Origin of the sequence: Amycolatopsis lexingtonensis, from assembly GCF_014873755.1 — a bacterium.
GTDB classification, from domain to species: domain Bacteria; phylum Actinomycetota; class Actinomycetes; order Mycobacteriales; family Pseudonocardiaceae; genus Amycolatopsis; species Amycolatopsis lexingtonensis.
Genome location: NZ_JADBEG010000001.1, coordinates 651,385 through 672,634, shown reverse-complemented (window position 1 = coordinate 672,634; position 21,250 = coordinate 651,385). Strand labels below are relative to the sequence as shown.

Annotated in this window: 20 protein-coding genes; 8 read left to right on the top strand and 12 right to left on the bottom strand. The window is 72.8% G+C overall.

From position 1 onward, the window contains the following. Positions 1 to 7: 7 nt before the first annotated feature. Positions 8 to 544: a pyridoxamine 5'-phosphate oxidase family protein gene (locus tag H4696_RS03105; protein ID WP_086856118.1), complete on the top strand. Its 537-nt coding sequence runs from the start codon at positions 8 to 10 to the stop codon at positions 542 to 544. Here the strand turns inward: H4696_RS03105 and H4696_RS03100 are convergent. Both H4696_RS03100 and H4696_RS03095 read right to left on the bottom strand, forming a co-directional pair. Continuing rightward, entirely contained in the window at positions 527 to 1,996 is a 1,470-nt protein-coding gene (locus tag H4696_RS03100; protein ID WP_086856117.1) for an FAD-dependent oxidoreductase, read from the bottom strand. The genes H4696_RS03105 and H4696_RS03100 overlap by 18 nt on opposite strands. Before the next feature lies 1 nt (position 1,997). Beyond that, on the bottom strand, positions 1,998 to 2,900 hold the full coding sequence (locus tag H4696_RS03095; RefSeq protein ID WP_086856116.1) for an AurF N-oxygenase family protein: 903 nt from the start codon (positions 2,898 to 2,900) through the stop codon (positions 1,998 to 2,000). A gap of 106 nt (positions 2,901 to 3,006) precedes the next feature. On the opposite strand from H4696_RS03095, the gene H4696_RS03090 reads away from it, so the two are divergent. Then, positions 3,007 to 4,536, top strand: a complete 1,530-nt coding sequence (locus tag H4696_RS03090) for an adenylate/guanylate cyclase domain-containing protein (RefSeq protein ID WP_086856115.1) — start codon at positions 3,007 to 3,009, stop codon at positions 4,534 to 4,536. 192 nt (positions 4,537 to 4,728) lie between these two features. On the opposite strand, the gene H4696_RS03085 is transcribed toward H4696_RS03090, so the two are convergent. Then, positions 4,729 to 5,742, bottom strand: coding sequence for a zinc-dependent alcohol dehydrogenase (locus tag H4696_RS03085; RefSeq protein WP_086856114.1), 1,014 nt, complete (start codon positions 5,740 to 5,742; stop codon positions 4,729 to 4,731). A gap of 54 nt (positions 5,743 to 5,796) precedes the next feature. Here H4696_RS03085 and H4696_RS03080 point away from each other — a divergent pair, with 54 nt between their 5' ends. Together H4696_RS03080 and H4696_RS03075 are read left to right on the top strand one after the other, a co-directional pair. Further along, positions 5,797 to 6,390: a TetR/AcrR family transcriptional regulator gene (locus H4696_RS03080; RefSeq protein ID WP_086856113.1), complete on the top strand. Its 594-nt coding sequence runs from the start codon at positions 5,797 to 5,799 to the stop codon at positions 6,388 to 6,390. Then, positions 6,387 to 7,994, top strand: coding sequence for a CocE/NonD family hydrolase (locus H4696_RS03075; protein WP_086856112.1), 1,608 nt, complete (start codon positions 6,387 to 6,389; stop codon positions 7,992 to 7,994). Before H4696_RS03080 ends, H4696_RS03075 begins: the two co-directional genes overlap by 4 nt. Before the next feature lie 22 nt (positions 7,995 to 8,016). Here H4696_RS03075 and H4696_RS03070 read toward each other — a convergent pair whose 3' ends face one another. Together H4696_RS03070 and H4696_RS03065 are read right to left on the bottom strand one after the other, a co-directional pair. Further along, complete coding sequence (locus tag H4696_RS03070) at positions 8,017 to 8,835, bottom strand: DUF427 domain-containing protein (RefSeq protein ID WP_169734797.1); 819 nt, start codon at positions 8,833 to 8,835, stop codon at positions 8,017 to 8,019. A gap of 32 nt (positions 8,836 to 8,867) precedes the next feature. Continuing rightward, complete coding sequence (locus H4696_RS03065; protein ID WP_086856110.1) at positions 8,868 to 9,512, bottom strand: GntR family transcriptional regulator; 645 nt, start codon at positions 9,510 to 9,512, stop codon at positions 8,868 to 8,870. 22 nt (positions 9,513 to 9,534) lie between these two features. Between H4696_RS03065 and H4696_RS03060 the strand changes: the two genes are divergently transcribed. Next, positions 9,535 to 9,951 carry a VOC family protein gene (locus tag H4696_RS03060; protein ID WP_086856109.1) on the top strand — a complete coding sequence of 139 codons (417 nt, stop codon included), beginning with the start codon at positions 9,535 to 9,537 and terminating at the stop codon, positions 9,949 to 9,951. On the opposite strand, the gene H4696_RS03055 is transcribed toward H4696_RS03060, so the two are convergent. Next, complete coding sequence (locus tag H4696_RS03055; protein ID WP_086856108.1) at positions 9,931 to 10,932, bottom strand: TerC/Alx family metal homeostasis membrane protein; 1,002 nt, start codon at positions 10,930 to 10,932, stop codon at positions 9,931 to 9,933. The genes H4696_RS03060 and H4696_RS03055 overlap by 21 nt on opposite strands. Positions 10,933 to 11,011: 79 nt before the next feature. Continuing rightward, positions 11,012 to 11,698, bottom strand: a complete 687-nt coding sequence (locus H4696_RS03050) for a TetR/AcrR family transcriptional regulator (RefSeq protein ID WP_086856107.1) — start codon at positions 11,696 to 11,698, stop codon at positions 11,012 to 11,014. Between the two features lie 84 nt (positions 11,699 to 11,782). Between H4696_RS03050 and H4696_RS03045 the strand changes: the two genes are divergently transcribed. The 3 genes from H4696_RS03045 (at position 11,783) to H4696_RS03035 (ending at position 15,759) form a co-directional block, all read left to right on the top strand. Next, positions 11,783 to 12,529, top strand: a complete 747-nt coding sequence (locus H4696_RS03045; RefSeq protein WP_086856106.1) for a sigma-70 family RNA polymerase sigma factor — start codon at positions 11,783 to 11,785, stop codon at positions 12,527 to 12,529. A gap of 152 nt (positions 12,530 to 12,681) precedes the next feature. After that, positions 12,682 to 13,854: a GAF domain-containing protein gene (locus tag H4696_RS03040; protein WP_211299590.1), complete on the top strand. Its 1,173-nt coding sequence runs from the start codon at positions 12,682 to 12,684 to the stop codon at positions 13,852 to 13,854. Positions 13,855 to 13,944: 90 nt separating this feature from the next. Then, positions 13,945 to 15,759, top strand: coding sequence for a flavin-containing monooxygenase (locus H4696_RS03035; RefSeq protein ID WP_086856104.1), 1,815 nt, complete (start codon positions 13,945 to 13,947; stop codon positions 15,757 to 15,759). On the opposite strand, the gene H4696_RS03030 is transcribed toward H4696_RS03035, so the two are convergent. From H4696_RS03030 to H4696_RS03010, 5 genes are read right to left on the bottom strand one after another with little or no spacing between them, the layout of a single operon-like run. Further along, on the bottom strand, positions 15,756 to 16,799 hold the full coding sequence (locus H4696_RS03030) for an acyl-CoA dehydrogenase family protein (protein ID WP_192782030.1): 1,044 nt from the start codon (positions 16,797 to 16,799) through the stop codon (positions 15,756 to 15,758). The genes H4696_RS03035 and H4696_RS03030 overlap by 4 nt on opposite strands. Then, complete coding sequence (locus H4696_RS03025) at positions 16,796 to 17,710, bottom strand: acyl-CoA dehydrogenase family protein (protein ID WP_086856103.1); 915 nt, start codon at positions 17,708 to 17,710, stop codon at positions 16,796 to 16,798. The genes H4696_RS03030 and H4696_RS03025 overlap by 4 nt, the downstream gene beginning before the upstream one ends. Next, the gene (locus H4696_RS03020) at positions 17,707 to 18,837 is read right to left on the bottom strand and encodes an acyl-CoA dehydrogenase family protein (protein ID WP_086856102.1); all 1,131 of its coding nucleotides are present in this window, start codon (positions 18,835 to 18,837) and stop codon (positions 17,707 to 17,709) included. The genes H4696_RS03025 and H4696_RS03020 overlap by 4 nt, the downstream gene beginning before the upstream one ends. Beyond that, positions 18,837 to 19,682 (bottom strand): enoyl-CoA hydratase, encoded by an 846-nt coding sequence (locus H4696_RS03015; protein ID WP_086856101.1) that lies wholly within the window; start codon positions 19,680 to 19,682, stop codon positions 18,837 to 18,839. The genes H4696_RS03020 and H4696_RS03015 overlap by 1 nt, the downstream gene beginning before the upstream one ends. Next, positions 19,679 to 21,208 (bottom strand): FadD3 family acyl-CoA ligase, encoded by a 1,530-nt coding sequence (locus tag H4696_RS03010; protein WP_086856100.1) that lies wholly within the window; start codon positions 21,206 to 21,208, stop codon positions 19,679 to 19,681. The genes H4696_RS03015 and H4696_RS03010 overlap by 4 nt, the downstream gene beginning before the upstream one ends. Between the last annotated feature and the right edge of the window lie 42 nt (positions 21,209 to 21,250).

The window sequence follows — 21,250 nt, the reverse complement described above, 5'->3', positions numbered from 1 at the left end:
AGTGACGATGGAAACCCGGCTCGACGAACGGTTCAGCGACCCCGGCACCCGGGCCACGGACTGGGCCGAAACCACGCGGGCGCTCGAAGCGGCGCAGATCAGCTGGCTCACCACGGTGCGCGCCGACGGCCGGCCGCATGTCACGCCGCTGGTCGCGGTGTGGCTCGACGGCACCCTGCACTTCGCGACCGGCGAAACCGAGCAGAAGTACCTCAACCTGGCCGCGAACCCGAACGTCGTGCTGACCACCGGCCGCGACTCCTGGGACGACGCGCTCGACGTCGTGGTCGAAGGCGTCGCCCGCCGCGTGACCGACCGCGCGAAGCTGGACCGGCTCGCCGAAGCCTGGCGGTCCAAATGGGACGGCAGCTGGGTCTACGAAGTGACCGACGAGGGTTTCCGGCAGGCCGGCCACGACGCGGCGGTGTTCGCGGTCGAGCCGGCGAAGGTCCTCGCGTTCGGCCGCAAACGCACCACGGCGGACGCTTCGATGCTGTCCACTGTGGAGTTCACCCACACCAGCCATTCACCCTCGGGCGGCTGACCGGCCGAGCACCCTGGCCAGTCCGCGCCGGGGTGCGCGCGCCCGCAGGCGTCCGGCGACCGCGTCCTCCAGCAGGGCGCCGACCGTCTCGCGGGCGCACGCCTTGTTCGCGCCGATGCCGCCCGACGGCCCGCGCTTGATCCACCCCGCCACGTACGTCCCGGGCGCGACCCGGCCCGCGACGTTCGGCACCGTCCCGGTTTCCGGGTCGAACGGCAGCCCGGCCACCGGCGCGCCGCGGAAGCCGGCGGCTCGCACGACCCGGCCCGCCGGGATTTCGACGTCGCCGGAAGTGAGCACGCTCCGGACCTCGGTGTCGCCGGTGAACGCGACCGGCGAGGAGTGGAACCGCAGCACGATCCGGCGGCTGTCCGGGGGTGGCGAAGACCAGTCCACCGCCTCGCGCGGCAGGCCGCGCAGCAACCCGGCCTTCCCTACGTCACCGTCGATCGCCGCGGCGATCCGCGGGTCGTGGTCGTCCACGACGAGGCCGCCCCTGGCCACCAGTGCCAGCAGTTCCGACCGCGTGTACGCGGCATCTTCGGGACCGCGCCGGGCCAGCACCACGACCTCGCGCACCTTGCTCGACCGCAGCCGGGCCAGGGCCGCGGGGGCGAGCGACGTCTCAGCCAGCGACGCCGGGTCGGCGGTCAGGATCCGCGCGACGTCGAGGGCGACGTTGCCGGTGCCCACCACGACGACCCGCTCGGCCGAGAGGTCGACGGCGTCCGGCTCGACGTCCGGGTGGCCGTTGTACCAGCCGACCACGGACGCGGCCGGGAGGCTGCCGGGCAGGTCTTCGCCGGGGATCCCGAGGGGCCGGGCCTCGGTGGCGCCGACCGCGTAGATCACCGCGTCGTGCCGCGTGGCCAGTTCCGGGCCAGCCTCGACGCCGAGCCGCAGGCGCAGCCGCGGGTGGTCGTGGAAGCGCGCGAACGTCTCGCCGATCTTCTTCGTCGACGGGTGGTCGGGCGCGACGCCGTAGCGGATCAGGCCGCCCGCCTCCGCCAGCCGGTCGACCAGCGTGACCCGGGAGTTGGTGTGCAGCAACAGGTCTTCGACCGCGTACATGCCCGCCGGGCCGGTGCCGACGACCGCGACGTCCAGCGGCGCGAAGTCGCTCGGGAGGATCCGCGCGAACGACGGCGGCGCCCACCGGTGGAAGTTCGGGGCGACGGTGGCCTCGGCCAGCACGTCCCGCTCCGCGTAGTACTCCGCGTTGAGCTCCGGGTAGACCGCGAGCGGGCCGGTCAGGGCCCCGGCCGGGAAGATCGCGTCGACCGGGCAGGCGTCGGCGCAGGCACCGCAGTCGATGCAGGTGTCCGGGTCGACGTAGAGCATGTCGGTCGTCCCGAAGTCCGGTTCGTCCGGCGTCGGGTGGATGCAGTTGACCGGGCAGACCGACACGCAGGACGCGTCGGCGCAGCAGGTCTGCGTGATCGCGAAGGCCATGTCAGATCAGGTTCGCGCGCTTGTAGAACCACAGCGACGGCTTGGTCAGCAGCCCGGCGGAGTGCAGGAACTCCATCAGCCCGGAGCAGCTCGAGCGCAGCATCGACTTGTGGTGCTCGTTCGCCTTCGCCTCGCGCCGCGCCCGCTTGCCGTCCAGCCCGGCGTTCTCGTAGACCTTGGCGTTCACCATGCTCGTGACGATGAAGTACGACGCGACCGCGACGACGAAGCCGTTGATCTGGCGACGCAGCCATCCGGCGCCCTTCAGCCGCTCACGGGTCTCCTCGCGAGCGAACTTCATGTGCCGCGATTCCTCGACGACGTGGATGTTGTTGATGGTCCGCACGAACGGGACCACGCGCTCGTCGCGCATCCAGTCGCGCTGCATCACGTCGAGGACCTCTTCAGCGACGAGGATCGCCGCGTAGGCCGCCTCCCCGGTCGCGGTGGCTTTGAAGACGCGGCCCAGCTCGACGACGAACCGGCGCGGCCGGTACGCGGGCGCGCGCAGCTTCGCGGCGCCGCGGGCGAACATGATCGAGTGGCGGCACTCGTCGGCGATTTCGGTCAGCGCCCACTGGAAGGCCGGGTCGGTCGGGTCCTTGGCGTAGAAGTCGCGCAGCACCATCTGCTGGAGGATCATCTCGAACCAGATCCCGGTGCTCGCCACCGACGCCGCCTCCTGGCGGGTCAGTTCGCGCTGCTGCTCGGGAGTCATGTCCGCCCAGTAGGAGGTCCCGTAGAGCGTGCTCCACTCCGGGCTCGCGCCGTGGTAGTCCGTGTCCAGCGGCGTCTCCCAGTCGACCTCCGTGACGGGGTCGTAGGAGAGCTGCTCGGACGAGTCGAGCAGGCGCCGCGCCACGGTCTCCCGGTCCGACACGCCCGCTTCGCCGATGCTCGTCATGGCCGACCTCCTCGTCAGGTGTTACCGAAGTTCACTGTTACCAACCGTAACACATACTTGCGCGCCCACTGGAGACCATTTGAGTGAACAGTCGTACACTCGGCGAGTGAAACCGCTGCCGTACGGCTCGGGGCTGCTCGGCCCGCTCGACCAGAACGTCCCCGCGCTGCGACGGCGGGTCCAGCGGCTGCTCACGGCCGCGTTGATCGCCACCAACGTCATCGGCGCGCTGGTCGTGGTCGGACTGGCGGCGCTGCTCATGCCGGCGCCCGGGATGTCCGGCGACCTCGTCCGGGTGACGGCGATCGCGGTACCCGTGTACGTCGTTTCGGCGGTCGTCGTCGGCACGCTGTGGGGCACCGGCGGCGCGCTGCGGACGCTGCGCTGGGCGGCCGAGGGACGCCGGCCCACCGACGCCGAACGCACCGCGAGCCTGCGCGTCCCGCTGCGGCTCACCGTGGTCCAGGCCGTGCTGTGGGGTCTCGCGACGCTGGTCTTCGGCGGCCTCGCGGCGCTCGTGCAGCCGGCCGTCGTGCTGACCGAGCTGCTGGTCGTGGCGTTCGCCGCCGTCGTCGTCTGCGCGATCGCCTACCTGTTCGGCGAATTCGCGCTGCGGCCGTACGCGGCGCTGGCGCTGGCGGGCACGACGCCGCCGCGCCCGGTCACCGGCGGCGTCAACCTGCGGATGCTGCTGTTCTGGTGCCTGGGCACCGGGGTGCCGGTGGCCGGGCTGGTGGTCACCGCGGTGCTGGCGTGGGTCCGCGGCGACGTGTCGACCACGAAGCTCGCGGTGTCGGTGATCGCCCTCGGCCTGGTCGTGCTGTGCTTCGGCCTGCTGGTCACGGTGTTCACCGCCCGCGCGGTGGTCAACCCGATCACCTCCGTCCAGAACGCGCTGGGCCGCGTCCGGGCGGGCGACTTCGCCGTGGAGATCCCGGTCTACGACGGCAGCGAGCTCGGCCTGCTGCAGGCGGGGTTCAACGGGATGGCGGCCGGGCTGGCCGAGCGCGAGCGGCTGCGCGACCTGTTCGGCAGGCACGTCGGGCACGAGGTCGCGGTCGCGGCCATGCGGACGGCCACCGAGCTGGGCGGCACGGTCCGGACGGTGTCGGTGCTGTTCGTCGACCTCGTCGGGTCGACGGCGCTGGCCGCGAGCCGCCCGCCGGAGGAGGTCGTCGACCTGCTCAACCGGTTCTTCACCGTGGTCGTCGACGAGGTCGACCGGCACCACGGCCTGCTCAACAAGTTCGTCGGCGACGCCGCGCTGGCGGTCTTCGGCGCCCCCGCCCCGCTCGGCGACCACGCGACGTGCGCGCTGGCCGCCGGCCGCGCGATCGCCCGCCGCCTGGCCGCGGAGGTCCCGGACGGCCCGGCCGGCATCGGCGTGGCGACCGGCGACGCGGTCGCGGGCAACGTCGGCGACCCGCGCCGCTTCGAGTACACGGTGATCGGCGACCCGGTCAACGAAGCCGCCCGGCTGACGGAGCTGGCGAAGAACGCCCCCGCCCGCCTCCTCGCCTCCTGGACGGCGGTCGAGTCCGCCACGGAAACCGAGGCGGCCCAGTGGGTGGTGAAGGAGGAAGTGGTGCTGCGCGGCCGCTCCCGGCCCACGACCCTCGCGTCGCCGAGGAGCTAGCGGCGCGGGTCCGAGGTTCGTTGACGGGGCAGCGGCGAGTGCCAACGTCTTGAATGACTCATTCAGGTCTTCGGAGGTCCTGAATGACTCATTCAAGACCTTCGGCCAGGAGTTGCCGAGCCTGGCCGAGGCAGGCCGGCGTTTCAGCACCCGGGCCCGTCCCGTGCGTCGAACCACTTGCGAGGCGCAACACTAGCGCCGCGGGTCGATGTGCACCTTCGGGCCGGCGCCGCCGGGCCGCTCCCCCGCCAGCACCGCACCCACCCCGTCGAGGCCGACGGTCGCCCCCACCAGCGGCCGCGGGTCGACCGCGCCGCTCGCGTACGCCTCGATCGCCTCGGCCAGGCCCGGGGACGCCGAGAGCACGCCGACGGCCGTCACGTCCTTGAACACCAGCGCACGCGTGTCCACCCGGCTGGGGTCGCCCGACAGCCCGATGCAGACCACCCGCCCGGCGGGCTCCACGAGGTCCACGGCGAGCGCGGGCGCCCCGGCCGCACCGGTGGCGTCGACGACCGCGTCGAAGGGCAGGTCCGGCAGCGTGTCGCGGGTCCAGACGCCGGCGAACCCCAGGCTCCGGGCGAAGTCCAGGTCGGCCACGCCCATCAGGTGCACCTCGGCACCCGCGGCCCGCAGGAACATCGCCGTCAGCAGCCCGATCGTCCCCGGCCCGAGCACGAGCGCCCGGTCCCCCGGCCCGGCGCCGGAAGCCCGCGCCGCGCGCAGGGCGTTGCCGCCCGGTTCGACCAGGGCGCCGAGGACGGCGTCGACCGTCTCGGGCAACGCGTGCAGGGACCACGCCGGGACGGCGAGCTTCTCCGCGAGCGCCCCGGGCCGGCCGCCGCGGATGCCGACCTCCTCGCGCTGGTCGCACGTGTGCTGGTGGCCTTTCCGGCAGCGGCGGCACGTCCGGTCGCCGAGCATCGTGTCGCCCATGACCCGGCGGCCGAGCCACGCGGGGTCGACGCCGTCCCCGACCGCCGAGACCGTGCCCGCCCACTCGTGCCCGAGCCGCATCGGGTAGGCCGCGTGACCGTCGTGCAGGTAGGGCATCTCGCCGGTGAAGAACTCGACGTCGGTGCCGCACACGCCGGCCCGTTCGACGTCGACGACGACCTCACCCGGCACCGCCACCGGCGCGGGCACCTCCTGCACGCCGTACTCCCGCGGCCCGGTGAGCACGAACGCCCGCATGATCGAAGACATGGGTGCATGCTCGCACGCTTGCCTTTTTCTGGACACCTGTTCATTATCGAACACATGTCAGCCGACTGGACAACGGAAGCGCCCGCCAAGGACCGGCGGGTGCGCCGGTCGCGGACCGCGCTGATGCGGGCCGCCGTCGACCTCGTCAGCGAGCGGGGGACGGCCGCCGTGCCGGTGTCCGACATCGCCGACGCCGCCGACGTCAGCCGCCAGGTGCTCTACCAGCAGTTCGGCGACCGGGACGCGCTCGTCCTCGAAGCCGCGCTCGACCTCGTGCGGCGCGAACTCCTGGACGGCCCGCCCGAAGCCGACGAACGCGCGGCCCTGCTCGCCCTCGCCGGGCACTTCGCCGCGCACCGGCGGTTCTACCGGGCCCTGCTCACCGGCCCCGCCGCGTTCGCCCTCAACAAAGCGCTGACCAGCGTGTTCCTGCCGCTCAACCGGCAGCACATCGGCCGGGTGCTCGGCGACCGGCTCGACGCGCAGGGCGTCGAAGACCTGGCCGTCTTCCTGACCGGCGGCGCCGCCGCCGTCGTCAACACCTGGGTCGTCGAGGGGCCGGAGCCGCTCGACGCCGCCGGGTTCACCGACCGCCTGGAGCGGGTGCGCGCGGTCGTGACAGAGCTGCTCACGAAGGAGTCCCGGTGAAGCCGATCAGCCTGCTCGTCGAACGCCTGCTGAAGCTGCCCGCCCCGGCGACCCGGGATGTCGTCGTCCAGCGGGACCTGCGCGTCCCGATGCCCGACGGCGCCGAGCTGCTCGCCGACCGGTGGGCACCGCGCACGGGCACCGGGCTGCCGACCGCGTTGCTGCGCACGCCGTACGGACGGCGGGGCGTGTTCGGCTCGCTTCTGGCCCGGCCGCTGGCGGAACGCGGCTTCCAGGTGCTCGTGCAGAGCACCCGCGGCGGCTTCGGGTCCGGCGGCGTCTTCGACCCGCTGCGCCAGGAACGCGAAGACGGCCTGGCGACGCTGGACTGGGTGATCGCGCAGCCGTGGTTCGGCGACGCCCTCGTGCTCACCGGCGCCAGCTACCTGGGGTACGTGCAGTGGGCCGTCGCCGATCGCCTGCCACCGCAGGTGAAGGCGATGATCCCGCACGTCACCGAATCCGGGCTGACGCTGGAATTCCTGCGCGAAGACGGCTTTTCGCTGGAGACGCCGTTCGGCTGGGGCGTCCAGGTCGCGGTCCAGGAGCGCCGTTTCGCGCTGCTGCGGCAGCGCGCCCAGACCAAGAAGCTCGAGCGGGCGCTGACCACGCTCCCGCTCGCGCAGGCCGACGTCGTCGCCATCGGCCACCGCTCCGACTACATCCAGGACATCCTCACCCGCCCGGAGCACGACCCGCACTGGGCCGCGGCCGACCACCGGTCCCGCGTCGCCGGCGTCACCGTGCCGGTCAGCTCGGTCGGCGGCTGGTACGACATCTTCCTGCCGGGCCAGCTCCGCGACTTCCGGACCCTGCAGGACGCGGGACGTCGGCCGCGGCTCACCGTCGGGCCGTGGACCCACGCCGGCCGCGACGACCTGCTCAGCGGCGCGGGCCTCGCCCTGCGGGAAACCCTCGAGTTCGGGCTCGCGCACGCCCGCGGCGAGGAACCGCCGGAGCGGGCGCCGGTCCGGCTGTACGTCATGGGCGAGGAAGCCTGGCGCGACTTCGCGTCGTGGCCGCCGGAAGGCTATGCGCCGCAACGCTTCCACCTCCAGCCCGGTGGCACGCTGTCGACCGGGGAGCCGGTCGGGTCCGCGCCGGACCGCTACCGCTACGACCCGGCGGACCCGACGCCGGCGGCCGGTGGCGTGCGCATGGCCCCCGACGCGGGCCGGGTCGACAACGCGGCGCTGGAAGCCCGCGCCGACGTCCTCACCTACACCACGGCCGTGCTCGGCGAAGACGTGGAAATCGTCGGCGAGGTGAGCGCGGAGATCCGGTTCCGCTCCAGCCTGCGGTTCGCCGACGTCTTCGTCCGGCTTTGCGACGTCGACCCGGAGGGCCGCTCGACGAATGTCTGCGACGGCCTCGCCAGCTTGACGAACGCGGACGAACTCGCCACCGTCCGGGTCACGCTGTGGCCGACCGCGCACCGGTTCCGGCGCGGGCACCGCATCCGCGTCCAGGTCTCCAGCGGCGCTTTCCCGCGCTACGCCAGGAATCCGGGTACCGGCGAGCCGCACGCCACCGCGGTCACCCTGCGCGCCGCCGACCAAGAGGTCCATCCCGGGTCGGCGGTGGTCCTGCCCGTCCGCGCGTAGCGGTCGTCCGGGCAACCCGGTGCTACGACCAGGGCGTGACCGGCCGCGGCTGGCGCTCCCCGTCCACGAAGACGTCGACGCGTTCGGTCAGGAAGGCGATGTATCCGGCGACGTCCCGCGCGTCGGACAGCGGTTCGTCGTACGTCCACGCGAGATCGGGGTGCGCGCCCACCGACCAGTAGCTCGCGTGTCCTTTGTAGGCACACGTCGTGCGGGTGTCCGACGGCGTGAGCAGCTCCATCCGGACGTCTTCGCGCGGCAGGTAGTAGCGGGTGGTGATGCCGGTTTCGAACAGCAGCCGGGGCGCGGCCGAGTCGGCCACCACGACGCCGTCGACCTCGATCCGGACCCGGCTGTCGCTGCGCCGGACGTCGATGCGCGAGAACGGGTCCCGCGGGTGGCCGACGATCGGCTCGGCCTCCTCGAGCCACTCGTCGAAGGCCGCGAAGTCGAGGACGACGTGCTCGGCGAGGTCGGGGTCGGCGGGCCGGAAACCCGCGCCCGGCAGCGTCACGCCGTCCGCGGCCAGGGTCAGCGGTTCGCCGGCGCAGGTGTGCACGGCGAACGCGGTCCGCGGGTCGAGGACCGGCGGGCCGCCTTCGGCCAGCCGGACCGGGTGCTCCGCCGCTTCTTCGGCGCCTGCCGGGGTCGGCGTCGCCCGCAGGTCCGGCAGCGGGATCGCGTACGACGGCACCACCCGCTTCGGTTCCCAGACCAGCACCGCCCGGCGCGAGTCGGCGAACGTCCGTCCACTCGCGACTGCCCGAACGCGCTTCGCCACCGGTTCGTAGCGCAGTGCGGCCAGGTCGCCGGTGAACCGCGCACCCATGCGTGTCGCCATCGCTCCACGATCCGCGCCGCAGGACGCCGCCGTCAACTCCCGCGCAGGATCTCGAACGCGTGGCGGCGGTGCACGGCGAAGAGCTCGAGGGCGGCCTCGCGGTCGCGGGCCCGCAGGGCGTCGGCGAGCTGCCGGTGCTCGGCGGGGATGCCCGCCAGGTAGCCCTCGGACTCGACGCCGATCCGCGTCAGCAGGAACAGGTGCACCTGCGAGCGGATCGCCTCCCACGCTTCGCGCAGGCGGCGGTGGCCGGCGGCGGCGTAGACCGCGTCGTGGAAGGCCAGGTCGCAGCGGACCATCTCGTGCTCGTCGGCCGCCCGTTCCATGCGCGCGACGACGGCGTCGATCTCCGCCAGGTCGGAGCCGCGCTCGACCACCAGCGCGACCGCGAGCTGTTCGAGCGCCGCCCGCAGGCTGTCCAGCTCCTCGACGTCCACATCGGACAGCGCGGTGACCGTGGTGCCCCGGTGCCACTCGCCGCGGACGAGCCCTTCGCGCTCGAGCTTGAGCAGCGCCTCCCGCACCGGCCCCCGGCTGACGCCCAGTGCCTCGGCCAGCTCCACCTCGCGCAGCTGGCTGCCCGGCGCGTACCCGCCGTCGAAGATCGCGTCGCGGAGGCGGTCGGCCACCTCGTCGGCCAGCCCGCGCCGCCGTGCGGGAGCCACTTGAGCACTCATGTCGTAATGTTAACATTCAGACATGACTCTCCCCCGCTTCCACCTCGCCGTACCCGTCGACGACCTCACCGCCGCCCGCCATTTCTACGGCGAGGTCCTCGGCCTCGAGCAGGGCCGCAGCGCCGAGAGGTGGGTCGACTGGAACCTGCACGGCCACCAGTTCGTCACGCACCTGGCGCCGTCCCGGCCCGAGCGGGCGCACAACCCGGTCGACGGTCACGACGTGCCGGTGCCGCACTTCGGCCTGCTCCTCGCGGTCGAGGAGTTCCACGCGCTCGCCGAGCGGCTGCGCGCCGCCGGGACGGCGTTCGTGATCGAGCCCTACCTCCGGTTCGAGGGTCAGCCCGGCGAGCAGTGGACGATGTTCCTGCTCGACCCGGCCGGCAACGCCCTGGAGTTCAAGGCGTTCGCCGACGACTCACAGGTCTTCGCCGTCTGAGCCACCCGACCCGCGCAGCGAGCCCGGGTGCGCCTTCGCCCCGGGGTCGCGTCGGGTCTTGACCAGGCTGGCGACGGTCACGACGGCGAGGACGCCGATGATCACCGCGAGGCTGACCGGCGTGGCGATCTCCGGCACGCGCGCGTCGATGTCGACGTGCGCCCAGTGCAGGATCAGCTTCACCCCGATGAACGCGAGGATGATCGCGAGGCCGGCCGAGAGGTAGACGAGCCGGTCGAGCAGCCCCTTCACGAGGAAGTACAGCGCGCGCAGGCCCAGCAGCGCGAACGCGTTCGCGGCGAAGACGATGAAGGGCTCGTCGGTCACGCCGAACACCGCCGGGATCGAGTCCAGCGCGAACAGCAGGTCGACGCCGCCGATCGCGACCAGGACCACCACCAGCGGGGTGACGAGCCGCCGTCCGGCCACCTTGGTGGTCAGCCGGCCGCCGTCGTAGGTCTCCGACACCGGCAGCAGGCGCCGCGCGGTGCGCACGACGAGGTTGTGCTCGATGTCGGGGTCGGCGTCGCGGTGCCGGAACAGCTGGACGCCGGTGAAGATCAGCAGGAGGCCGAACAGCAGGAACATGAAGGAGAACACCGCGAGCAGGGCCGCGCCGAGCGCGATGAAGAGCCCGCGCATCACCAGTGCGAGCACGATCCCGAACGTGAGCACCTTGTGCTGGTGCTCCTCCGGGACGGCGAACGTCGTCATGATGATCACGAACACGAACAGGTTGTCGACCGACAGGCTCTTTTCGACGATGTAGCCGGCGAAGTACTCGGCGCCGAACTCACCGCCGTGCGCCAGCACCACCCAGACGCCGAACGCCACCGCGACCAGGATGTAGCCCACCGACCAGGCGACGGCCTCGCCGAACCCGACCCGGTGCGGCCGGACCGCGGCGATCACGAGGTCGACGGCCAGCAAGGCCAGGACGACGCCGATGGTGACGAGCCACGTGCCGGCCCCGATGCCCATCCGCTCCCCCGCTCCCGCGTGCTTGCCGCGATCGTAAGGGCGGGGCCGCGCCCGCGCACCCGGACTCCACTGTGGACGGTCAGCGCGGGGTCAGGTCGGCCGCGTCGAGCGGCGTGTCCGGGTCGAGCACCACGCCGCCCGCGCGCAGGGTGTCGTCGACGATTCCCCAGACCCAGCGCGCCAGCAGGGCGGCCAGCTCGGCGCGGCCGACCCCGCGGGGGTGCTCCAGCCAGCGCGAGGTGCTCGTTTCCACGAGGCCGACCAGCCCGAACGCGACGGCCTCGCAGACGCGGGTGTCCATGCCGAAGAGCCCGAGGTAGTGCTCGAAGACGACGGTGAGCTGACGGGCGATGGCGGTCTTGCCGTCGGCGAAGACGTCGGGGGCGCCGTCCATGCCGTGCCTGGTCAGGTAGCGGTAGAGCGAGCCGTGCTCGGCCAGCCAGCGGGTGTGCGCGCCGATCGCCGTCCGGATGAGGTCCATCGGCGTGCCGGCGGGGCTCCACAGCGGCGCGAATTCGGCGGTGATCAGCTCCGCCACCCGGCCCGCGATGGCGTGCTGCAGGTCGGCGGCGCCGGCGAAGTGCCGGTAGAGGCGCGTGCGGGCCACGCCGGCTTCCTCGGCGATCTGCTCGGTGGACACCTCGGGCCCGTACCGCTCGATGGCGCGCAGGCCCGCCTCGACGAACTCGCCGCGACGGCGTTCCCGCTGCCCGGCCCACCTGGCGGCCCGCCCGTCGGGAGGCCGCGGCCGGTCCGTCGATGTCATCGGCACGGAGTGTACCGGCGCCGGACTATGGCGTACACTGCCGTACCTCTTACTTTGGGTGCAGCGCAGTCACGGAGAGCAACAATGAGGACAGCAGATGAGGACCCGCCGGACGCGGAGCTGCTCGCCGCCCTCCGCGCCGGCGACCTCGCCGCGGGCGGCGCCCTGTTCCGCAGGCACGCGGACCCGTTGCGCCGCATCGCGAGCCGCTGGGCGAACCAGCCCGCCGAGCGCGACGACCTGGTGGCCGAGGCGTTCACCCGCGTCCTGGCGGTGGTCCGCGCCGGCGGCGGCCCGGACGGCGACCTGCGGCCGTACCTCGTGGTGACCATGCGGAACCTGGTTTCCCGCTGGGGCAGGCAAGGCAGCCGCGTCGAGCTGTGCGAGACGGTTCCCGAGAACGCCGCGGCCGGCGGGGCCGACGAACTGGCGTTGCACCGGTCGAACGAGAAGCTGGTGTGGACGGCTTACTGCACGCTCCCGGGCCGGTGGCGGACGGTGCTCTGGCGGACCGAAGCCGAGGGCGACACCCCGACGGAGGTCGCACCCCTGCTCGGACTTTCACCCAATAGTGTGGCGGCGCTGGCGATGCGGGCACGCGAGGGTTTGCGGCAGGCGTACCTGCAGGTCCAGGTGCCGGACGCGGAGGAACCGATCTGCCGCGAGCCCCGCCGCCGGATGGGCGCGTGGGTCCGCGGCGCGCTGTCCCCGCGGCGAGCGACGGCGATCGCGGAGCACATCGCGGGGTGCGGAGCTTGCCGCACGGTGGCGAGAGGCTTGGACGAGGCGAACCGCGAACTCCCTTCCATGGCGGTCCGCCTCACCGGCTGACCCGCTCGCCCACCGCAAAGGTCTTGAATGAGTCATTCAGGACCTCCCAAGACCTGAATGAGTCATTCAAGACGCCGGAGCCGGGGTTGCGTCAAGGTTGCCCCACCCCCCACCAGCCGGGTTACCGTGAAGCCACGGCCCAGGAGGTGGCGGTGGACGAAGGCGTCTGCGCGGTCCGGCCCGGCATCGACGTGGCCGGGCACGCCCGGCTGCTCGCGGGCATCCACGACGCCGTCCTGGCCGGGAAGCCACCCAAAACCCCTCCGCGGCTGCTCGTCGAACGCTCGTGGCGGCGCGTCGCCGCGCAAGGGGTCGATCCCGATCGGCCGCCCGCGCCCGATCCCGTCGGGGCCGCCGAAGTCGAACGGCGGCGGACCGGCTGCCGGCTGAACGAAGTGCTGCCCGAGCTGCGGGGCTCGCTGACGTCGGTCGCCGAAGACGCGCACCACCTCATGGTCGTCACCGACGCCGACGGGGTCGTCCTCTGGCGCGAAGGCGCGCGAAGGGTGCGGCACCGCGCCGACTCGCTCGGCTTCACCGAAGGGGCCACCTGGTCGGAGCCCGCCATCGGCAGCAACGCGATCGGGACCGCGCTGGCCGAGGCCGCGCCCGTGCAGATGTTCGCCGCCGAGCACTTCGTGCGGTCGCACCACACCTGGGCGTGCACCGCCTACCCCGTGCACGACCCGCGCAGTGGCGAGCTGCTCGGCATCGTCGACGTCAGCGGGCCGGCCGAGGCCGTGCACCCGATGACCGTCGCGCTGGTCGGGACGTCCGTGCGGCTCGTCGAAGCCCTGCTGTGGCAGCGGCACGAGACCCGGCTGCAAGGGCTCCGGCAGCTGTCCGGGCACGTGCTCCGCGGCGGGCCCGGGCTGGTCGTCGACGACCACGGCTGGGTCGCCGCGCAGAGCGGGGTCTCGGGGATCGACCGGGTCGCCGCGCCCAGTCCCGGCGTTCCGGTGGCCGTGCGCGGGATCGGGGCGTGCGAACCCGAGCCGGTGCCCGGGGGCTGGCTGCTGCGGCCGAGCCGGCGGGAACCGTTGCGGCTCACCCTCGAACTCGGGGCGCCGCGCGCGATCGTCGAAGGCTCGACGCGGTGGACGCACCCGCTCGGCCGGCGCCAGGCCGAGCTGCTGCGGCTGATCGTGGCCGCGGGGCCCGCCGGGGTGTCGGCCGCGCAGCTGTCGGAAACCGTCTACGGCGACCGGACGCACCTGGTGACCGTGCGCGCCGAGCTGTCCCGGCTGCGCAAGCTCGTCGGCGGCCTGCTGCTCGCCCGGCCGTACCGGATCGCGCCCGGCGTCGAAGCCGCCGTGCAACCTTAGGGCAACCCTTACGCGGACCCGGGCCGCCGGGGTTGGCTGCCCTGAACGCGCCGCCGACGACGACGGTGCCCGAGACGGGGAGGTCCGCTCATGACCCAGACCCTCGAACCGGCCGCGGCCCTCGATGCCCGGCAGCGCGTCGACGGCTGGCTCGCCGACTTCGAGGCCGCGCTCGCGGCCAGGGACGCCGACCGCGCCGCCGCCCTCTTCGCCACGACGTCGTTCTGGCGCGACCTGGTCGCCTTCACCTGGAACCTCAAGACCGTCGAAAACCGCGACGGTGTCAAGGACCTCCTGCTCGCCACGATGGACACCACGGACGCGAGCGGCTTCCACGCCACCGAGGAGCCGACCGAAAGCGACGGCGTCGTCGAGGCGTGGATCGGTTTCGAAACCGCGGCCGGGCGCGGACGCGGCCACCTGCGGCTCACCGACGAAGGCGCCTTCACGCTGCTCACCACCCTGCACGAGCTGAAGGGGCACGAGGAGCCGCTCGGCACCGCCCGGCCGAAGGGCGCCGAGCACGGCATCAACCCCGACCGCGTCACCTGGTCCGAAGCGCGGCAGGCGGAAGCGGCGGAGCTGGGCACCACGCGGCAGCCGTACGTCGTCGTCATCGGCGGCGGGCAGGGCGGGATCGCGCTGGGCGCCCGGTTGCGCCAGCTCGGCGTGCCGCACGTCGTCGTCGACCGGTACGCCCGGCCCGGCGACCAGTGGCGCGGCCGCTACAAGTCGCTCTGCCTGCACGACCCGGTCTGGTACGACCACCTGCCCTACCTCGACTTCCCGCGCAACTGGCCGGTCTTCGCGCCCAAGGACAAGATCGCCGACTGGCTCGAGATGTACACGAAGGTCATGGAGGTCAACTACTGGTCGTCGACGACCTGCAAGCGCGCCTCCTACGACGAAGAAGCCAAGGAGTGGACGGTCGTCCTCGACCGCGACGGCGAAGAAGTCGTCCTCAAGCCGAAGCAGCTGGTGCTCGCGACCGGCATGTCGGGCAAGCCGAACATCCCCGTGCTGCCCGGCCAGGACCGCTTCCGGGGCGAGCAGCACCACAGCTCCCGACACCCCGGGCCGGACGCCTACCGCGGCAAGAAGGCCGTCGTCATCGGGTCCAACAACTCGGCGTTCGACATCTGCGGCGCGCTGTGGGAAGCCGGCGCCGACGTCACCATGGTCCAGCGCAGCTCCACGCACATCGTGAAGTCGGACTCCCTGATGGACCTCGCCCTCGGCGACCTCTACTCGGAGCGCGCGCTGGCCGCCGGGATGACGACGCAGAAGGCGGACCTGACGTTCGCCTCGCTCCCCTACCGGATCATGCACACCTTCCAGCAGCCGGTGTACGCCGCGATCAAGGAACGCGACCAGGAGTTCTACGACCGCCTCGAGGCCGCGGGCTTCCGCCACGACTGGGGTGACGACGACTCCGGGCTGTTCATGAAGTACCTGCGCCGCGGCTCGGGCTACTACATCGACGTGGGCGCCGCGGACCTGGTGGCGAACGGGGACGTCAAGCTGGCACACGGGCAGGTCACCGAGCTGACGGAGAACTCCGTGCGGCTCGACGACGGCACCGAGCTCGAAGCGGACCTCGTCGTCTACGCCACCGGGTACGGCTCGATGAACGGCTGGGCGGCGGACCTGATCAGCCAGGAGGTCGCCGACAAGGTCGGCAAGGTGTGGGGTCTGGGTTCGGACACCACCAAGGACCCAGGGCCGTGGGAAGGCGAGCAGCGGAACATGTGGAAGCCCACGCAGCAGGAGGGGCTGTGGTTCCACGGCGGGAACCTGCACCAGTCCCGCCACTACTCGCTCTACCTCGCCCTGCAGCTCAAGGCCCGCGCCGAAGGCCTGCCGACGCCGGTGTACGGGCTGCAGGAAGTGCACCACCTCAGCTAGGAGCGCAGTGCGCGCGCGGGATCGCCGAACAGCAGGGCGGTCCCGTGCGCGCGCTTGAAGTACAGGTGGGCGTCGTGCTCCCAGGTGATCGCGATGCCGCCGTGGAGCTGGATCATCTCGGCGGCGGCGTGCGAAAAGGCTTCGCCGCACACGAGTTTCGCGCCCGCGACGGCTTCTTCGTCACCGTCCACAATGGCCGCGTACAGCGCCGACCGCGCCGCTTCGACGTGGACGTGGACGTCGGCCATCCGGTGCTTCAGCGCCTGGAACGACCCGATCGGCCGGCCGAACTGACGGCGTTGCTTCGTGTAGTCCACCGTCAGTTCCAGCGCCCGGGCCGCCGCGCCGACCTGTTCCGCGGCCACGCCGGTCACCGCGACGTCGAGCACCTGCCGCAGCTGCCGCGCGAAGCCGCCGGTGTCGAGGCGCCGGGCCGGGGTCGACGCGAAGTCGACCACGGCCAGCCGGCGGGTCGGGTCGAGCGTCGTGACGCGCTCGCGGCGGACACCGTCGAGCGGGACTTCGAACAGGCCGGTGCCGTCCGCGGTGCGGGCCACGGCGAGGAGGACGTCGGCGAGGTCGCCGTCCAGGACGTAGTGGGCGCGGCCGTCGAGCCCGGCGTCCGACGCGGTCAGTCCCGGTGCCCAGTCCTCGTCGGCCCAGGCGAGCGCCGCGAGGGTGGTGCCCGCGGCGATGCCTGGCAGCAGCCGTTCGCAGGCTTCGTCGTTGCCGGCGCGGAGCAGGGCTTCGCCGCAGAGCAGCGCCGAGCCCAGCATCGGCGCGGGCGTCAGCGTCCGGCCGAGTTCCTCCAGGACCACGCACGCTTCGGCGAGTCCCGCGCCCGCGCCGCCGTAGTGCTCCGGGATGGCGAGGGCGGCGACGCCGATCTGCTCGCACAGCGTCGACCACAACTTGTCGTCGTGGCCCAGCGGCGAGTCCATCGCGGCCCGCACCGCCTCGGGTCCCGACCGCCGGGTCAGCAGCGCTCGCACGGCGTCCCGCAGGGCGCGGGCTTCCTCGGTCGCCATCGGGTCGGTCATCGCAGCACCCGCGCGCGGTGGAACGACCCGGTGCCCCACGCCCCGGCCAGCGCGCGGACCTTCGTGAGCCGCAGGCCGAGGTCGTGTTCGGCGGTGTAGCCGATGGCGCCGTGCACCTGCAGGGCGGTCCGCGCGGCCAGGTAGGCGGCGTCCCCGGCCATGACCTTGGCCGCCGAGACGTCCCGGGCGAACGTCCCCTCGGCGACCGCGGCGCCGTAGAGCAGCGGCCGGGCCAGTTCGAGCCGGGTGGCGACGTCGGCGAGGAGGTGCTTGATCGCCTGGTACTCGCCGATGGCCCGGCCGTATTGGCTGCGCTGCTTGGCGTAGGCGACGGAGGTGTCCAGGAGCCATTGGCCCGCGCCGAGGAGCTGCGCGGCCACCGCCAGGACGCCGAAGTCGAACGCGGGCGAGTCGGCTACCGGTGTACCGGGGACCTGGAAGAGCCGCCGAGCCGGGTCGACCGAGCGGACGAGGTCGGTCTCCGCGGCGCATTCGGCACCGGTCAGGTCCAGCACGACACCGGCGACGTCGGCGTCCAGTGCCAGGGGGACTTCCGGCGGCGCGACGACGGTGGCCAGGAGGTCGCCCTCGGCGAGGGCGGCGAGCCGGTCGCCGGTCAGCAGTGCCGGGGCGACCGCCGCGGACTCGGCGAGCGGGCCGGGAACGGCGTGGTAGCCGAGCGCTTCGAAAGCGACCACCAGGTCGACCGGGCCGGCGCCGAGCCCGCCGTGCTCCTCGGGCACGAGCAGCGCGAAGACCCCGACGTCGGCGAGCGCGCGCCAGAGTTTCAGGCCGCGGTCGTGCTCCCCCGCCGCCCAGGCCCGGGCGGCGGCCGCGGTGTCCGCCCCGCCGAGCAGCTCGTGCAGGGTCGCGGCGAACTGCCGGTGCTCGGGCGAGAGCAGGAACCTCATCGGCGGGCCTCCCTCGGGAGTTTCAGCAGCCGTTCGGCGATCGTGTTGCGCTGGATCTGGTCCGTGCCGCCGTAGATCGGCCCGGCGAGGGAGAACAGGTAGCCGTCCACCCAGTCCCGGTCGGTCTCCCCGGCCGGGCCGAGCACGTCGAGCGCGGTCTCGTGCAGGGCCACGTCGAGGTGGGACCAGAACAGCTTGTTCACACTGGACTCCGGGCCCAGCTCGCCGCCCTCGGCGAGCCTGCTCACCGTCCCGAACGTGTAGAGCTGGTAGGCCCGGGCGCCGATCCAGGCGTCGGCCACCCGGTCCTTTGTGGACTCCTCGGAGCCCTGCGACCGCCACAGGCCGATCAGGCGGTCGGCGGCGGCGAGGAACCGGCCGGGGCTGCGCAGCGACAGGCCGCGCTCGTTGTTGGCCGTCGTCATCGCGACCCGCCACCCCTGCCCGACCTCCCCGATCACGTCGGCGTCGGGCACGAACACGTCGTCGAAGAAGATCTCCGCGAACCCCGGTTCCCCGTCGAGCTGCGGGATCGGCCGGACGGTGACGCCGTCGGCGCGCAGGTCGGCCATGAAGTACGTCAGCCCGTGATGCCGCTGCGCCGAAGGGTCGGTGCGGAACAACCCGAACGCGCGGTCGGCGAAACTCGCCCGCGAACTCCACGTCTTCTGCCCCGACAGCAGCCAGCCGCCTTCGGTGCGCTTGGCCGTGCTGCGCAGTGCCGCGATGTCGCTGCCCGCCTCGGGTTCCGACCACGCCTGCGCCCAGACCTGCTCGCCCCGGGCCATCGGCGGCAGGATCCGGTCGCGCTGCTCCTGGGTGCCGTGGGCGAACAACGTCGGGCCCAGCATGAAGATGCCGTTCTGGCTCACCCGGCCGGGCGCGCGGGCCGCGTAGTACTCCTCCTCGAACAGCAGCCACTGCAGCATCGAGGCGTCCCGGCCGTGGTACTCGGCCGGCCACGACACGACCGACCACCGCGCTTCGGCCAGCCGCGCTTCCCACTCCCGGTGCGCCGCGAACCCTTCGGCGGTGTCCATCGAGGGCAGCGTGGGAACGTTCGCGGCGAGCCACTCCCGGGCCTCGTCGCGGAAGGCGGCCGAAGCCTCGTCGATGTCGAGGTCCATCAGCTCCCCTTGTTCGCGTCGCGCATCGACCGCGCCGACTGGCCGCCGAGCGAGTCCTCCGAGGTCTCCGCGTTGTGGGCGTGCGCGAAGTGGTGCAGCCCGAACACCGAATCCATCCCGGACCGCAGGCCCATCAGGTCCTCGGCCTGGTTCACCGCCTTCTTCGCCAGCGCCAGCCCGAACGACGGCATCGCGCTGATCTTTTCGGCCAGCGCCAACGTGTGCTCTGCCAGCTCCGCGCGCGGCACGATCCGGGTGACCATGCCCCATTCCTTGGCCTGCTGCACCGTGAACCGCTCGCCGGTGAACAGCACCTCTTTCGCCGCACGGGGTCCGAGCACCCACGGGTGCGCGAAGTACTCGACGCCGGGAATCCCCATCCGCACCACGGGATCGGCGAAGAACGCGTCGTCGGCGGCGACGATCAGGTCGCACACCCACGCCAGCATCAGCCCGCCCGCGATGCACGCGCCCTGCACGCTGGCGATCATCGGCTTCGGGATTTCCCGCCACCGGCGGCACATCCCGAGGTACACCTCGGACTCGCGGGCGAACCGCTGGTCGCCGCCCGCGCGGTCGGTGTGGTCCCACCACATGACCGCGCGCCGGTCGAACGACTGGTCGGCGTCCCGGCCGGGGCTGCCGATGTCGTGCCCGGCGGAGAAGTGCTTGCCCTCGCCCGCCAGCACGATCACCTTGACCTCGGGGTCGTTCACCGCGGCCGCGAAGGCGTCGTCCAGCGCGTAGGTCATCGCGGAGTTCTGGGCGTTGCGGTAGTCCGGCCGGTTCATCGTGACCACCGCGACCGGCCCGCGCCGCTCGGATCGGACCACCGGTTCACTCATGCGCTCTCCTCGGTCAGCAGCCGCTTCAGCACCTTGCCGGAAGCGTTGCGGGGCAGCTCGTCCACGAACTCGACGGACCGCGGGGTCTTGTAGTTGGCGAGCCGCTCGCGGCAGAACGCGATGACCGCTTCCCCGGTCAGCCCGGTGCCGACGACGAAGGCCTTGCCGACCTCGCCGAGCCGGTCGTCCGGGACGCCGACGACGGCGACGTCGCGAACGCCGTCCAGTTCGGTGAGGGCGTGCTCGACCTCGGCCGGGTAGACGTTGAAGCCGCCGCAGATGTACATGTCCTTGAGCCGGCCGGTGATCGTCAGGTTGCCGGCCTCGTCGAGTTCGCCGACGTCGCCGGTGTGCAGCCAGCCCTGCTCGTCGACGGCTTTCGCGGTGGCCGCCGGGTCGTCGAGGTAGCCGAGCATCACGTTCGGCCCGCGGACCACGATCTCGCCCGGCGAACCCTGGATCGCGACTTCGAACCCGGCGGTCGCGCGGCCGGACGTGCGGGACACCAGCTCGGCGTCGTCGCCGGGACGGCACATCGTCACCACGACGGCTTCGGTGAGGCCGTAGGCGGTGAGGACGACCTCGAACCCCAGCTCGGCCCGCATCCGCCGGACCAGCGACGCGGGGACCGTGGCCGCGCCGGTGACCGCGAGCCGCAGCGACGGCAGATCACCCCGCCGCTCTTGCAGCAGCGACTGGAAGATCGTCGGCGCGCCCGGGAGCACGGAGATCCGTTCCCGCTCGATCAGGTCCAGGGCCGCGCGGACGTCGAACACGGCCTGCGGGACGAGCGTCGCGCCGGTCAGCAGGCCGACCAGGATCCCGGCCTTGTAGCCGAAGCTGTGGAAGAACGGGTTGATCACCAGGTACCGGTCGTCGGCGGTGACCCGGCCGCACTCCGCCCACGCGGCCGCGACGCCGACCGCCTGGCGGTGGGCCGAGAGCACGCCTTTCGAGCGGCCGCTGGTGCCGGAGGTGAACAGGATGTCGCTGACGTCGTCCGGCTCGACGGCGTCGGCCCGCGCCTCGGCCTCGGCGAGCGGGACGCGTTCGGCGAGGCCGAGGAACTCGTCCCAGCCCAGGGTGCCTTCGACCGGCCGGTGCTCCTGCTCCAGCGGTACCCGGACGACGGTGCCGAGTTCGGGCAGCCCGGCGCCGGTCGCGCGGATCGCGGCGTGGCGGTCGGTGCCGAGGAAGTCGGCCGCCACGACCAGCGCTTTCGCGCGGCCGCGGACGAGCAGGTCGACGGTCTCGGCGGCGGTGAACCGGGTGTTGACCGGGATCAGCGTCGCGCCCGCGTAGAGCGCGCCCAGCGCCGTGAGGACCCAGTGGTGGGTGTTCGGCAGGGCGATGGCGACGCGATCACCGGGTTGGATCCCGCGGGCGAGGAAGGCCCTGGCAACCGTTCGAACACGTTCCAGAAGCTGGTCGTAGCCGAGCCGCAGCCCGCCGTCGACCAGTGCCTCCGCGGAGCCGAACTTGGCGGCGGCGTCCCGGACGACGGCCGGGATCGTGGTTCTTCCCACCACACCCTCCTCTGGACCGGCAAACTAGAACGTGTTCTCATT

Coding starts and splice junctions, on each gene's coding strand:
- H4696_RS03070 (WP_169734797.1), bottom strand. CDS start 8,835: ATGGCGACACGCATGGGTGCGCGGTTCACCGGCGACCTGGCCGCACTG.
- H4696_RS03020 (WP_086856102.1), bottom strand. CDS start 18,837: ATGGACCTCGACATCGACGAGGCTTCGGCCGCCTTCCGCGACGAGGCC.
- H4696_RS03050 (WP_086856107.1), bottom strand. CDS start 11,698: ATGACATCGACGGACCGGCCGCGGCCTCCCGACGGGCGGGCCGCCAGG.
- H4696_RS03035 (WP_086856104.1), top strand. CDS start 13,945: ATGACCCAGACCCTCGAACCGGCCGCGGCCCTCGATGCCCGGCAGCGC.
- H4696_RS03015 (WP_086856101.1), bottom strand. CDS start 19,682: ATGAGTGAACCGGTGGTCCGATCCGAGCGGCGCGGGCCGGTCGCGGTG.
- H4696_RS03100 (WP_086856117.1), bottom strand. CDS start 1,996: ATGGCCTTCGCGATCACGCAGACCTGCTGCGCCGACGCGTCCTGCGTG.
- H4696_RS03080 (WP_086856113.1), top strand. CDS start 5,797: ATGTCAGCCGACTGGACAACGGAAGCGCCCGCCAAGGACCGGCGGGTG.
- H4696_RS03060 (WP_086856109.1), top strand. CDS start 9,535: ATGACTCTCCCCCGCTTCCACCTCGCCGTACCCGTCGACGACCTCACC.
- H4696_RS03030 (WP_192782030.1), bottom strand. CDS start 16,799: ATGACCGACCCGATGGCGACCGAGGAAGCCCGCGCCCTGCGGGACGCC.
- H4696_RS03065 (WP_086856110.1), bottom strand. CDS start 9,512: ATGAGTGCTCAAGTGGCTCCCGCACGGCGGCGCGGGCTGGCCGACGAG.
- H4696_RS03105 (WP_086856118.1), top strand. CDS start 8: ATGGAAACCCGGCTCGACGAACGGTTCAGCGACCCCGGCACCCGGGCC.
- H4696_RS03095 (WP_086856116.1), bottom strand. CDS start 2,900: ATGACGAGCATCGGCGAAGCGGGCGTGTCGGACCGGGAGACCGTGGCG.
- H4696_RS03045 (WP_086856106.1), top strand. CDS start 11,783: ATGAGGACAGCAGATGAGGACCCGCCGGACGCGGAGCTGCTCGCCGCC.
- H4696_RS03025 (WP_086856103.1), bottom strand. CDS start 17,710: ATGAGGTTCCTGCTCTCGCCCGAGCACCGGCAGTTCGCCGCGACCCTG.
- H4696_RS03085 (WP_086856114.1), bottom strand. CDS start 5,742: ATGTCTTCGATCATGCGGGCGTTCGTGCTCACCGGGCCGCGGGAGTAC.
- H4696_RS03055 (WP_086856108.1), bottom strand. CDS start 10,932: ATGGGCATCGGGGCCGGCACGTGGCTCGTCACCATCGGCGTCGTCCTG.